Raw genomic sequence first — 12820 nt, 5'->3', positions numbered from 1 at the left:
GTCGATTTCAGTGGCAGTGGCCGTGCGGCGCGCTGGCCGCCTGCATCGGGGCGTCGCGCTCGACGCCCGCGGCCTTCAGTCTGTCGAAATAGTCGCGCCACAGCGCGTCCTGCTGCGTCGCCAGCTCGTACAGCAGGTCCCACGAGTAGATGCCGGTCGAATGGCCGTCGGAGAACGTCGGCTGCAGCGCGTAGTTGCCCACGCCCTCGAGCGCGGTGATCGTCACTTCACGCTTGCCGGTCTGCAACGTCTCCTGGCCGGGCCCGTGGCCGCGCACCTCGGCCGACGGCGAATACACGCGCATCAGCTCGAACGGAATCCGGTAACTCTCGCCGTTCGGGTACTGCAATTCGAGCACGCGCGACACCGCGTGCACGACGACGCCGGACGGAATCGGCGTCGTGGAAGTCAAACCGCTCATGGCTGCCTCGAATCGGTCATGCGTTGAATTTCCTCGCGCACCGCATTGTGCAGCAGCGAGGCCTGCGCCGCGCGCGAGCGCAAGAGCGCCTCGGACACGCTGCGCTGGCGTGGCGCCCACACGGGCTGCGGAAAATGGGCGTCGTTGGAAAAGCGCGGAATCACGTGCCAGTGCACGTGCGGCACCATGTTGCCGAGACTCGCGAGATTCACCTTGTTCGGCTGCATCACGCGGCGCACGGCCCGCTCGACCGCGTAGACCACGCGCATCAGATGTGCCCGCTCGGGCTCGCCGAGATCGGAGAACTCGGCGACGTGCGCGCCCCAGATGACCCGGCAGAAGCCCGGGTAGTCGTGCTCGCCCGTGGCCAGCACGACGCGCAGCATGTCGTCCTGCCAGAGCACCTCGCCGCCGTCTTCACGGCAAAACACGCATTCCATCGTCGCTCCCTTGTGCACGGACGCCGGCGCGTCGGCGCCGGCGCCCGCTCTCATCCGTTGCCCGGTCGGGCGGTCGTCATGCCCGCATTAGACCAGCACGCGCTCGATCCCGCCATTGTTCGCGTGTGCGACATAATCGGCCATCCAGTTCTCGCCGAGCACCTGGCGCGCGATTTCGACCACGATGTAGTCGGCTTCGATGTTCGCATCCTCGTTGTAGCGCGACAGGCCCTGCAGGCACGACGGGCAGCTCGTCAGGATCTTCACGTCCGGGCCGTTCGCGCCCGCGGCGGCCGGCGCCGGCGCATCGCCCGCCACCACCGGAATCGCGCGCAGCTTCGCCGCGCCCTTGCGGATCTCTTCTTCCTTGCGGAAGCGCACCTGCGTCGACACGTCCGGACGCGTGACCGCGAGCGTGCCCGACTCGCCGCAGCAGCGATCGTTCTTCTCGATCTTGTAGCCGTCCTTCTCCGCGCCCATCAGCTCGTTGACGAGCTTCACCGGATCCATCGTCTTGATCGGCGTGTGGCACGGGTCGTGATACATGTAGCGCGTGCCCGTCACGCCGTCGAGCTTCATCCCCTTCTCGAGCAGGAACTCGTGGATGTCGATGATCCGGCAGCCCGGGAAGATCTTGTCGAATTCATACCCGGCCAGTTGGTCGTAGCACGTGCCGCACGACACGACCACCGTCTTGATGTCCAGGTAGTTCAGCGTGTTCGCGACGCGGTGGAACAGCACGCGGTTGTCCGTGACGATCTTCTCGGCCTTGTCGTACTGGCCCGAGCCGCGCTGCGGATAGCCGCAGCACAGGTAGCCCGGCGGCAGCACCGTCTGCACGCCCGCCTCCCACAGCATCGCCTGCGTGGCCAGCCCCACCTGCGAGAACAGGCGCTCCGAGCCGCAGCCCGGGAAGTAGAACACCGCTTCCGAATCGACGGTCGTCGACTTCGGGTTGCGGATGATCGGCACGATCTTGTTGTCCTCGATGTCCAGCAGCGCGCGCGCCGTCTTCTTCGGCAGGTTGCCCGGCATCTTCTTGTTGACGAAGTGGATCACCTGCTCGACCGCCGGCGGCTTGCCGGTCGTCGCGGGCGGGTGCTGCGTCTGCTTCGTCACGACCTTCTTGAGCATGTCGTTCGCGAAGCGCTGCACCTTGTAGCCCACACCCATCATCACGCCGCGCGCGAGGTTGATCGTCTGCGGATTCGTCGCGTTCAGGAAGAACATGCCCGCCGCATTGCCGGCGTTGAACTTCTTCTTGCCCATCTTGCGCAACAGGTTGCGCATGTTCATCGTCACGTCGCCGAAGTCGATCTTCACCGGGCACGGCGTCGCGCACTTGTGGCACACCGTGCAGTGGTCGGCCACGTCGTTGAACTCGTCCCAGTGCTTGATCGACACACCGCGGCGCGTCTGCTCTTCGTACAGGAACGCCTCGACCAGCAGCGACGTCGCGAGGATCTTGTTGCGCGGGCTGTACAGCAGGTTCGCGCGCGGCACGTGGGTCGCGCACACCGGCTTGCACTTGCCGCAGCGCAGGCAGTCCTTCACCGAATCGGCGATCGCGCCGATGTCGGACTGCTGCATGATCAGCGACTCGTAGCCCATCAGCCCGAAGCTCGGCGTGTACGCGTTGCGCAGGTCCGCGCCGTCGAGCAGCTTGCCCTTGTTGAAGCGGCCGTTCGGGTCGACGCGCTGCTTGTACGCGCGGAATTCGGCGATCTCGTCGTCGGTCAGGAACTCGAGCTTCGTGATGCCGATCCCGTGTTCGCCGGAAATCACGCCGTCGAGCGAGCGCGCGAGCGTCATGATGCGTGCGACGGCCGCGTGCGCGTCCTGCAGCATCTCGTAGTTGTCGGAGTTGACCGGGATGTTCGTGTGGACGTTGCCGTCGCCCGCGTGCATGTGCAGCGCGACGAACACGCGGCCGCGCAGCACGCGCTTGTGGATCGCCTGAGCTTCGTCGAGGATCGGCTTGAACGCGCCGCCGTTGAAGATCGCGCGCAGTTCCGCGCGGATCTCCTGCTTCCACGAGATGCGGACCGTGCGGTCCTGCGTGATGTGGAACACGGTCGCGCCGGGCTGCTCGTCCGCGCGATCCGCGAACTTCTCGGCGAGCGCCTCGTAGCCGAGCTGCACCAGGTAGTGCTGCGCCTCGCGCAGCGGCTGGTCGAGCCGGTCGCGCACGAATTCCCACCGTGCGCGCACGCGCTTGAGCAGCTCCAGCGCCTGCTGCACGCGGTCTTCCAGCAGTTCGGCGCTCGGGATCTCGTTCGCGTCGTCGGTCTTGCCGAGCGGCAGGTTGCCGCCGCGGAAAAACGCTTCGAGCGCGTCGACCAGTTGCAGCTTGTTCTTCAGCGACAGCTCGATGTTGATCCGCTCGATGCCGTCGGTGTACTCGCCCATCCGGTTCAGCGGGATCACGACGTCTTCGTTGATCTTGAACGCGTTCGTGTGCTTCGCGATCGCGGCCGTGCGGCTGCGGTCGAGCCAGAAGCGCTTGCGCGCCTCCGCGCTGACCGCGACGAAGCCTTCGCCGCTCTTGCCGTTCGCCATCCGGATCACCTCGGACGTCGCCTGCGCGACCGCATCGGCGTCGTCGCCGACGATGTCGCCGATCAGCACCATCTTCGGGAATGCGTTGCGCTTGCTCTTGGTCGCGTAGCCGACCGCGCGCAGGTAGCGCTCGTCGAGGTGCTCGAGGCCCGCGAGGATCGCGCCGCCCTGCTTCGACGTCTCGAACAGATAGTCCTTGATTTCCACGATGCTCGGGATCGCCTCGCGCGCCTGGCCGAAGAATTCGAGGCAGACGGTGCGCGTGTGCGCGGGCATCTTGTGCAGCACCCAGCGCGCGGACGTGATGAGCCCGTCGCAGCCTTCCTTCTGCACGCCCGGCAGGCCGGCCAGGAACTTGTCGGTCACGTCCTTGCCGAGCCCTTCCTTGCGGAAGCGGCGGCCTTCGATCTCGAGCATCTCGGTCTTGAGCAGCTTCTCGCCCGGCGCATACGCGCCGTCGAACCACTTCAGCTCGAAGCGCGCGACCGCGATGTCGTGGATCTTGCCCTGGTTGTGCTCGTGGCGCGTGACCTCGAGCCAGTTGCCGTCCGGGTCGACCATCCGCCACCAGGCCAGGTTGTCGAGCGCGGTGCCCCACAGCACGGCCTTCTTGCCGCCCGCGTTCATCGCGACGTTGCCGCCGATGCACGATGCGTCGAGCGACGTCGGATCGACCGCGAACACGTAGCCGGCCGCTTCGGCCGCTTCCGTCACGCGACGCGTGACGACGCCCGCGCCGGAGAAGATCGTCGGCACCTTGTGCGCGACGCCCGGCAGCTCCGTCAGCTCGACCGCGCCGAGCTGTTCGAGCTTCTCGGTGTTGATGACCGCCGAGAACGGCGTGAGCGGCACCGCGCCGCCCGTGTAGCCGGTGCCGCCGCCGCGCGGGATCACGGTCAGGCCGAGCTCGAAGCACGCCTTGATCAGCGCGGCGATCTCGGCTTCGGTATCGGGCGTCAGCACGACGAACGGGTATTCGACGCGCCAGTCGGTCGCGTCGGTCACGTGCGACACGCGCGACAGCCCGTCGAAGCGGATGTTGTCCTTCTGCGTGCAGCGGCCGAGCGCCTTGGTCGCGCGGCGGCGCAGCTCGGCCATCTTGTCGAACTCGTCGGCGAATTCGTCGACCGCGCGCTGCGCGGCGCGCTCGAGCATCTCGACGCGCGATGCGCGCTCGCGGCCGGCTTCGTCGCGATGCTCGGTGAGGTCGGCGCTGCGGCGCTTGCCGATCTCGGTCAGGCGGTGGTTCAGCGCCTCGATCAGCAGCGCGCGGCGCTTCGGGTTGTCGAGCAGGTCGTCCTGCAGGTACGGGTTGCGACGCACGACCCAGATGTCGCCGAGCACTTCATACAGCATCCGTGCCGAACGGCCCGTGCGGCGCTCGGCGCGCAGTTCGTCGAGCACCGCCCACGCCTCTTCGCCGAGCAGGCGGATCACGATCTCGCGATCCGAGAAGGACGTGTAGTTGTAGGGAATCTCGCGCAAGCGGGGCGCGGGGTCGGCGGCGACGGCGGCGGCCGCGCCATGCGGATCGAAAACTTGTGGTGCGTTCATGTTCGGACGACTCGGAGGGCCGATACACCGTGCACGGGCGTCGGCAAGCGCGTGGGCGCAATCTTGGGGAAATCTGTTCTGTTACCAGGCGCGCGGCTGTCCTTCATGGGGCCGGAGCGGGCGACTCGCCCCTCCTGGCCGGCGACAGGGCCTGGCGGCACTCGGGACCATCAGCACGATCGCGCGCGGCGCGCATGCCGTTCGGCCGCGGGGCTGGCTGCGCGCGGCGTCGGCTTCAACGGTGCGATCCGAGGGTGCCTCTGCATCTTCCGAATCCTTGATTCAAAACGGAATTCTAACCCATGATCGGGCCGCCCGTGACACGCCGGACAGGTCGTGGGGCTATCGCCGCGAGCCGCGCCGGGCGGGGCTCGGCGCGGTTTCGTACGATCATTCGCCGTCCGTCCGGTCGGTAACCACGCGGTTAAACCGGTAAAAGGCGGCGCCCGGCGATGCGAATGCCCCACCCCGCCGGCACGCACGCGCCCGCCCGCGGCCGCCTCCCCGGCATGCCGCTTGCGTGCGCGCGGACCCTTGGCGCTATCATTGACCCTTTACCGTCTGCATCCGCACTGCACGCGAGCGCCCATGGCATCCCACGATTACCTGAAGAAAATCCTCACCGCGCGCGTCTACGACGTCGCGATCGAGACGGAACTCGAACCCGCCCGCAACCTGTCGGCCCGGCTGCGCAACGCCGTGTACCTGAAGCGCGAGGACAACCAGCCGGTGTTCTCGTTCAAGCTGCGCGGCGCGTACAACAAGATGGCGCACATTCCGGCGGATGCGCTCGCGCGCGGCGTGATTACCGCGTCGGCCGGCAACCACGCGCAGGGCGTCGCGTTCTCGGCGGCGCGGATGGGGATCAAGGCCGTGATCGTCGTCCCGGTCACGACGCCGCAGGTGAAGGTCGACGCGGTGCGCGCGCACGGCGGCCCGAGCGTCGAGGTGATCCAGGCGGGCGAATCGTACAGCGACGCGTACGCGCACGCGGTCAAGGTCCAGCAGGAGCGCGACCTCACGTTCGTCCATCCGTTCGACGACCCGTACGTGATCGCCGGCCAGGGCACGATCGCGATGGAGATCCTGCGCCAGCACCAGGGCCCGATCCACGCGATCTTCGTGCCGATCGGCGGCGGCGGGCTCGCGTCCGGCGTCGCCGCGTACGTGAAGGCCGTGCGCCCGGAGATCAAGGTGATCGGCGTGCAGGCCGAGGATTCGTGCGCGATGAAGCAGTCGCTGGACGCGGGCGAACGCATCGAGCTGAGCGAAGTCGGCCTGTTCGCGGACGGCACCGCGGTGAAGCTCGTCGGCGAGGAAACCTTCCGGCTGTGCCGCGAATTCCTCGACGGCGTCGTCACGGTCGACACCGACGCGCTGTGCGCGGCGATCAAGGACGTGTTCCAGGACACGCGCAGCGTGCTGGAGCCGTCCGGCGCGCTCGCGGTCGCCGGCGCGAAGCTGTACGCGGAACGCGAAGGCATCGAGAACCGGACGCTCGTCGCGGTCACGTCCGGCGCGAACATGAACTTCGACCGGATGCGCTTCGTCGCCGAGCGTGCGGAGGTCGGCGAAGCGCGCGAAGCCGTGTTCGCGGTCACGATCCCCGAGGAGCGCGGCAGCTTCAAGCGCTTCTGCTCGCTCGTCGGCGATCGCAACGTCACCGAGTTCAACTACCGGATCGCCGATGCGCAATCCGCGCATCTCTTCGTCGGCGTGCAGATCAAGCGCCGCGGCGAATCGGCGGAGATCGCCGCGAACTTCGAGTCGCACGGCTTCAAGAGCGTCGACCTGACGCACGACGAGCTGTCGAAGGAACACATCCGCTACATGGTCGGCGGCCGCTCGCCGCTCGCGCTCGACGAGCGCCTGTTCCGCTTCGAATTCCCGGAACGGCCGGGCGCGCTGATGAAGTTCCTGTCGTCGATGGCGCCGGACTGGAACATCAGCCTGTTCCACTACCGCAACCAGGGCGCGGACTACAGCTCGATCCTCGTCGGGCTGCAGGTGCCGCAGGCCGATCGCGCCGAATTCGAACGCTTTCTCGCGGCGCTCGGCTATCCGTATGTCGAGGAAGGCAACAATCTCGCCTATCGCCTGTTCCTGTAGTACGGCAAGCGCATGCCGCCGACGCGCACATCGCCCCGGCGGCATGCGTCCGTTCACCTACTTCAACGCCTGCGCCAGCTTCTTCTGCCGCCACAGACACAGCAGGTCGCACGCCACGTGCGCGGCCGCGATCGCCGTGATGTCGGCATGATCGTACGCAGGCGCCACCTCCACCACGTCTGCCCCCACCAGATTCACCGCGCCGAGCGCCCGCACGATCGCCAGCGCCTGCGCGGACGACAACCCGCCCGCCACCGGCGTCCCCGTTCCCGGCGCGAACGCCGGATCGAGGCAATCGATGTCGAAGGTCAGATACGCAGGCCGAGTGCCGACGATCTCGACGATCCGCTCGACCGCCGCCCGCGCACCATGGTCATGCACCCACGCGGCATCGAGCCGCTCGATCCCGAGAAAATCGTCGTTCCACGTGCGGATGCCGACCTGCACCGACGTCGCGGGATCGATCAGCCCTTCCTTCACGGCCTTGTAGAACATCGTCCCGTGATTGAGGCTGTCCGGATCGTCGTCGGCCCACGTATCGCAGTGCGCGTCGAAATGGATCAGCGACAGCGGCTTGCCGTAGCGCTCCGCGTGCGCGACGAGCAGCGGATACGTGATGTAGTGGTCGCCGCCGAGCGTCAGCATCTTCGCGCCGGCACGCAGGATCGTGCGCGCATGCTCGACGATCGCGGGCTTGATCGACAGCGGGTTGTGCGCGTCGAACCAGCAGTCGCCGTAGTCGACGGCCGCGAGGTCGTCGAATGGATTGAAGCCCCACGGATACGGATGAAGCTCCGCGAGCTGCACGCTCGCCGCGCGGATCGCGGCCGGCCCGAGCCGCGCGCCGGAACGATAGGTCGTCGCGAGATCGAGCGGCACGCCGGAGATCGCGACGTCGATCCCGTCGAGCGCGCGCGAGTAATTGCGGCGCATGAACGACAGCACGCCCGCATAGGTGTTTTCGATCGACGAGCCGTACGGCGTCGTGCGACGGATCGCGCCGTCGCCGTGGAGAAGTTCGGTCATGGTCGGACCTGTTTTCGTGGAGGCCGGGCCGCCCTTCGCATGAGCGCACGGGCCGGGCACGGCGGGGATTCATCGGACATGCACCGGCTCGCGCATCCGGTCGCGCGGCCAGCCGGGGCATCGCCGGCGACAACGGCAATGCCGCGGCGATCATAGCAAGCCGAATCGACGCCGTTGCCCCGGTTCAGCCGGGGCAACGCGCGGAAAAATCCGGCGGCGACGTCGCTGGCCATCGCGCGTTCCTAGAAGGATTCGCCGGTTTGCGCGCGCCGGTTCTTCCGGATAATGGCCGGCAACCGCGCCCTCGACGGCGCGCCGTCCACCGCAGAAAACAACAACCCGGAGACACCCGCCTTGATCGCCACGCTCCCCGCCCCCTACCGCCGGCTCTGGCCGCTCGCCATCGCCGCGGCACTGCTGTACGGCCTGTCGCTCGCCGCCGCACCCTATCCGGGCCAGGCTGCCGCGAAAGCCGCGATGGGCATCCTGCTGCTCGCGGCGGGCAGCGCCTGCGGTGCGCCGCGCGAACGCGCGTGGCTGTGCGCGGCGCTCGCGACCGCCGTGCTCGGCGACGTGCTGCTCGCGCTGCCCGACTGGCCGCTGTCGTTCGTCCTCGGCCTCGGCGCCTTCCTGCTCACGCACGTGTGCTATTGCGCGATCTTCTTCCGGTGGCGCGCGCGGCCGCACGGCTGGCGCATCGTCGCGCTCGTCGGGCTGTGGATCGCCGCGCCGGCGTTCTACGTCGCGTTCTTCCCGCACCTCGGCGAGTTGGTGGCGCCGGTCGCCGTCTACATGCTCGTGCTGTGCGCGATGGCGAGTTTCGCGCTCGCCGCCCGCTCGCGCGGCCCGCTGATCGCCGTCGGCGGCCTGATCTTCGTCGGCTCCGACACGCTGATCGGCGTCGGCCGGTTCCTTGGCGGCTTTCCAGGCATCGACTACCCGATCTGGGGCCTCTACGCGCTCGCGCAGGTCACGATCGTGGCCGGGGTTTTCCATGAGACGGCCGCCCGTTCGATCCGTCCCTGATACCGTTTCAAACGGACCGCCGCGCAACGGCGGTGCCGTTTCTTTCCTCCGTCGCCCAGCCGACGGCCGTTTCCGGTCATCCCGCATTGCGGAAACCGAACCGTTCCAAACCCCGCTCAGCCTTTTCCCGTCTGGTTTCCGGCGCTTAGAGCGCCCCTTCTAGCCTCTTGCGATTTCCCGGTTCACCCACTATCGTTACATCGAACAATGTAACATTCAAAAATGAGCCAGATCGGAGACACCCGGATGAATGCTCGCACGTTGCCTTTCGGTCCACCCGGCCACGACGGCCCGGACGAAACCATCGACATCGCCATCATCGGCACCGGCTTCGCCGGCCTCGGGATGGCGATCCGCCTGAAGCAAACGGGCGTGACCGACTTCGTCGTCCTCGAGAAGGCCGCGTCGGTCGGCGGCACGTGGCGCGACAATCACTACCCCGGATGTGCGTGCGACGTGCAATCGCACGTCTATTCGTTCTCGTTCGCGCCGAACCCGCGGTGGACGCGCATGTTCGCGCCGCAGCCGGAAATCCGCGCGTATCTGGAAGACTGCGTGCAGCGCTTCGGCGTCGGCCCGCACCTGCGGCTGAATCACGAGCTGCAGCGCGCCGAGTACGACGAAGCCGCGCAACGCTGGCGCCTCACGTTCGCGAACGGCAAGCGGCTGTCCGCGCGCGTGCTGGTGTCGGGCATGGGCGGCCTGTCGCGCGCCGCGCTGCCGGCGATTCCCGGCGTCGAAACCTTCCGGGGCCGCGCGTTCCATTCGCAGCAGTGGGATCACGACTACCCGCTCGAAGGCAAGCGCGTCGCGGTGATCGGCACCGGTGCGAGCGCGATCCAGTTCGTGCCGCAGATCGCACCGCGCGTGAAGTCGCTCGCGCTGTTCCAGCGCACGCCGCCGTGGATCATGCCGAAGCCCGATCGCAACCTGAGCGGCTTCGAGCAATGGCTGTTCCGCACGCTGCCGTTCACGCAGAAGGTCGTGCGCAGCGGCATCTACTGGATGCTCGAATCGCGCGTGCTCGGCTTCGCGATCCATCCGTCGCTGATGAAGAACGTGCAGAAGCTCGCGCTGCGCCACATCCGCAAGCAGATCCCCGATCCGGAACTGCGCAAGGCCGTCACGCCGAACTACACGCTCGGCTGCAAGCGCGTGCTGATCTCGAACGACTACTACCCGGCGCTGTCGCGCAAGAACGTCGACGTGATCACGACCGGCATCGACCACATCGAGGCCGACGCGGTCGTGACGACCGACGGCCGTCGCCACGAAGTCGACTGCCTGATCTACGGCACCGGCTTCCAGGTGGCCGACCCGTATCCGCGCGGCGCGATCATCGGCCGCGGCGGGCTCGACATCGTCGATGCGTGGCGCGACGGCGCGCACGCGTATCTCGGCACGACACTGCCCGGCTACCCGAACTTCTTCATGATCGTCGGCCCGAACACGGGTCTCGGCCACAACTCGATGGTGTTCATGATCGAGTCGCAGATCGAATACATCCTCGGCGCGCTGCAGGCGATGCGCCGCGAACGCGCGGACGCGATCGAGGTACGCCCGCTCGTCGAGGCGCAGTTCAACAGCGACCTGCAGGGCAAGCTGAAGAAGGCGATCTGGTCGACGGGCGGCTGCAAGAGCTGGTACCTCGACCCGCGCACCGGCAAGAACACGACGCTGTGGCCGGGCTTCACCTGGCGTTTCCGCCAGGCCACCGCGCGCTTCTCGATCGCCGATTACCACGCGTATCGCGCGCCGCAACACGACACGACCGCGCGGCCCGCCGCCGCGCCGGCCGCTTCCGCGTCCACGTCCGCCGAAGCGGCCTGAGCCCCACAAGGAGCCACGACATGAGAGATTTCGCCAACAAGGTCGCCGCGATCACGGGCGCCGGCTCGGGCATGGGCCGCGCGCTCGCGATCCAGCTCGCGCAGGCCGGCTGCCACGTGTCGCTCGCCGACAAGAACGGCGTCGGCCTCGCGGAAACCGAACGGATCGTCCGCACGATCGCGCCGAACGTGCGCGTGTCGACGCGCGTGCTCGACGTCGGCGATCGCGACGCGATGTTCGCGTGGGCCGACGACACCGCGAAGGAACACGGCAAGGTCAACCTGATCTTCAACAATGCGGGCGTCGCGCTGTCGAGCACGATCGAGGGCATGGAATACAGCGATCTGGAATGGATCGTGAACATCAACTTCTGGGGCGTCGTGCACGGCACGAAGGCGTTCCTGCCGCACCTGAAGGCATCGGGCGACGGCCACGTGATCAACACGTCGAGCATCTTCGGGATCTTCGCGCAGCCGGGCATGAGCGGCTACAACGCGACCAAGTTCGCGGTGCGCGGCTTCACCGAATCGCTGCGCCAGGAACTCGACATGATGAAGTGCGGCGTGTCGGCCACCTGCGTGCATCCGGGCGGCATCCGCACGAACATCGCGCAGTCGAGCCGCGTCTCGAAGAACATGGTCGGCTTCATCTGCGAGAGCGAACAGCAAGGCAAGGACAACTTCGAGAAGTTCTTCATCACGACCGCCGACGACGCCGCGCGCACGATCCTCGCCGGCGTGCGCAAGAACCAGCGTCGCGTGCTGATCGGCCGCGACGCGAAGGGCGCGGACTGGATGGCGCGCATCCTGCCCGCCGCCTACCAGGCGCTCGTCGTGCTCGCGACGCGCCGCGAGGCCGCGAAGGCCCGCCGTGCCGCACGCGGCACGCCGGCACCGGCCCCGGTGCACGCCACCTACAACAATGCAGGCAATCAGGGAGAACAATCATGACGACACCGAACATGATGCCGGTGCGGCGCGACATCCGTTTCGCGCTGCCGCCCGAACGCGCGAAGGACTGGCACGTGCAGGGCGTGCCGGTCACGCACTTCATGAATGCGCTGTCGCTGCTGTTCCCGGCCGGCGAACGCTTCTTCATGGATTCGGTGCGCAATTACCGCGACCGGATCGAGGACCCCGAGCTGAAGAAGCAGGTGCTCGGCTTCATCGGCCAGGAAGCGATGCACACGCGCGAGCACATCGAGTACAACGATCTGCTGCAGGCGTGCGGCCTGCCCGCGCACAAGCTCGACAAGCGTCTGTGGAGGATCCTCGGCTGGTTCAAGAAGGTGCTGCCGCACTCGATGCAGCTGGCGATCACGATCGCGCTGGAGCATTACACGGCGATCCTCGCGAACCAGCTGCTGTCGGGCCACGAGCACCGGATCGACGGCTCGGTCGAAGGCTACCAGCAGATGTGGATGTGGCACGCGATGGAGGAAACCGAGCACAAGGCGGTGTCCTACGACGTGTGGCGCACCGTGATGAAACCGGGCCTCGGCAGCTACCTGCTGCGCACCGGCACGATGCTGGTGACGACGGTGTTCTTCTGGGCGATCGTGTTCGACTTCCACGTGCGCCTGATGCGCGCGCACCGTCGCGAACACGGCAAGTTCGGCGGCATGTGGCGCCTCGTGAAGTATCTGTACAGCCCGAAGAACGGCGTGTTCCCGAGCATCGCGCGCGAATGGCTCGACTACTTCCGGCCCGGCTTCCACCCGTGGGATCACGACAACCATCAGTATCTGAAGGAGCTAGATACGCTGCTCGAGAACATCGACGCGACCAACGCGCGCTATGCGGCGCAAGCGGCCCCGCGCCGCGTGCCGCTGCATTCGGTCGCGCAGGCATGACGC

9 protein-coding genes are annotated in these 12820 nt (G+C 67.4%); 5 read left to right on the top strand and 4 right to left on the bottom strand.

All coding sequences use genetic code 11. From position 1 onward, the window contains the following. Nucleotides 1-7 precede the first annotated feature (7 nt). The 3 genes from HWX62_RS22845 to HWX62_RS22835 form a co-directional block, all read right to left on the bottom strand. The gene (locus HWX62_RS22845) at nucleotides 8-421 is read right to left on the bottom strand and encodes a DUF971 domain-containing protein (protein ID WP_175927804.1); all 414 of its coding nucleotides are present in this window, start codon (nucleotides 419-421) and stop codon (nucleotides 8-10) included. Continuing rightward, nucleotides 418-861, bottom strand: coding sequence for an HIT family protein (locus HWX62_RS22840; RefSeq protein WP_175927805.1), 444 nt, complete (start codon nucleotides 859-861; stop codon nucleotides 418-420). The genes HWX62_RS22845 and HWX62_RS22840 overlap by 4 nt, the downstream gene beginning before the upstream one ends. An 87-nt stretch (nucleotides 862-948) precedes the next feature. After that, nucleotides 949-4974 carry a DUF3683 domain-containing protein gene (locus HWX62_RS22835; protein WP_175927806.1) on the bottom strand — a complete coding sequence of 1342 codons (4026 nt, stop codon included), beginning with the start codon at nucleotides 4972-4974 and terminating at the stop codon, nucleotides 949-951. A 588-nt stretch (nucleotides 4975-5562) separates the two neighbouring features. Here HWX62_RS22835 and ilvA point away from each other — a divergent pair. Continuing rightward, entirely contained in the window at nucleotides 5563-7083 is a 1521-nt protein-coding gene (gene ilvA, locus HWX62_RS22830; protein WP_175985238.1) for a threonine ammonia-lyase, biosynthetic, read from the top strand. Nucleotides 7084-7140: 57 nt separating this feature from the next. Here ilvA and speB read toward each other — a convergent pair whose 3' ends face one another. Continuing rightward, nucleotides 7141-8109, bottom strand: a complete 969-nt coding sequence (speB, locus tag HWX62_RS22825; RefSeq protein ID WP_175932592.1) for an agmatinase — start codon at nucleotides 8107-8109, stop codon at nucleotides 7141-7143. A 354-nt stretch (nucleotides 8110-8463) separates the two neighbouring features. Between speB and HWX62_RS22820 the strand changes: the two genes are divergently transcribed. The 4 genes from HWX62_RS22820 (at nucleotide 8464) to HWX62_RS22805 (ending at nucleotide 12817) form a co-directional block, all read left to right on the top strand. Further along, a complete protein-coding gene (locus tag HWX62_RS22820; protein WP_175932591.1) occupies nucleotides 8464-9135 on the top strand; it encodes a lysoplasmalogenase in 672 nt (223 codons plus the stop codon). Nucleotides 9136-9381: 246 nt separating this feature from the next. Next, nucleotides 9382-10965: an NAD(P)/FAD-dependent oxidoreductase gene (locus tag HWX62_RS22815; RefSeq protein ID WP_175932590.1), complete on the top strand. Its 1584-nt coding sequence runs from the start codon at nucleotides 9382-9384 to the stop codon at nucleotides 10963-10965. A gap of 20 nt (nucleotides 10966-10985) precedes the next feature. Next, nucleotides 10986-11915: an SDR family oxidoreductase gene (locus tag HWX62_RS22810; RefSeq protein ID WP_175932589.1), complete on the top strand. Its 930-nt coding sequence runs from the start codon at nucleotides 10986-10988 to the stop codon at nucleotides 11913-11915. Beyond that, nucleotides 11912-12817, top strand: a complete 906-nt coding sequence (locus tag HWX62_RS22805) for a metal-dependent hydrolase (protein WP_175932588.1) — start codon at nucleotides 11912-11914, stop codon at nucleotides 12815-12817. Before HWX62_RS22810 ends, HWX62_RS22805 begins: the two co-directional genes overlap by 4 nt. The last annotated feature ends 3 nt before the right edge of the window (nucleotides 12818-12820 follow it).

It is taken from the genome of Burkholderia sp. BCC0506, assembly GCF_902833145.1.
In the GTDB taxonomy this organism is placed as follows: Bacteria; Pseudomonadota; Gammaproteobacteria; order Burkholderiales; family Burkholderiaceae; genus Burkholderia.
The sequence above is the reverse complement of the archived record's forward strand: the minus strand, read 5'-3'. Positions and strand labels throughout refer to the sequence as shown.

Bases quoted from the DNA above. Each gene is read 5' to 3' on its own strand.
- HWX62_RS22845 (WP_175927804.1), bottom strand. From the start codon at position 421: ATGAGCGGTTTGACTTCCACGACGCCGATTCCGTCCGGCGTCGTCGTG.
- HWX62_RS22840 (WP_175927805.1), bottom strand. From the start codon at position 861: ATGGAATGCGTGTTTTGCCGTGAAGACGGCGGCGAGGTGCTCTGGCAG.
- HWX62_RS22835 (WP_175927806.1), bottom strand. From the start codon at position 4,974: ATGAACGCACCACAAGTTTTCGATCCGCATGGCGCGGCCGCCGCCGTC.
- ilvA (WP_175985238.1), top strand. From the start codon at position 5,563: ATGGCATCCCACGATTACCTGAAGAAAATCCTCACCGCGCGCGTCTAC.
- speB (WP_175932592.1), bottom strand. From the start codon at position 8,109: ATGACCGAACTTCTCCACGGCGACGGCGCGATCCGTCGCACGACGCCG.
- HWX62_RS22815 (WP_175932590.1), top strand. From the start codon at position 9,382: ATGAATGCTCGCACGTTGCCTTTCGGTCCACCCGGCCACGACGGCCCG.
- HWX62_RS22810 (WP_175932589.1), top strand. From the start codon at position 10,986: ATGAGAGATTTCGCCAACAAGGTCGCCGCGATCACGGGCGCCGGCTCG.
- HWX62_RS22805 (WP_175932588.1), top strand. From the start codon at position 11,912: ATGACGACACCGAACATGATGCCGGTGCGGCGCGACATCCGTTTCGCG.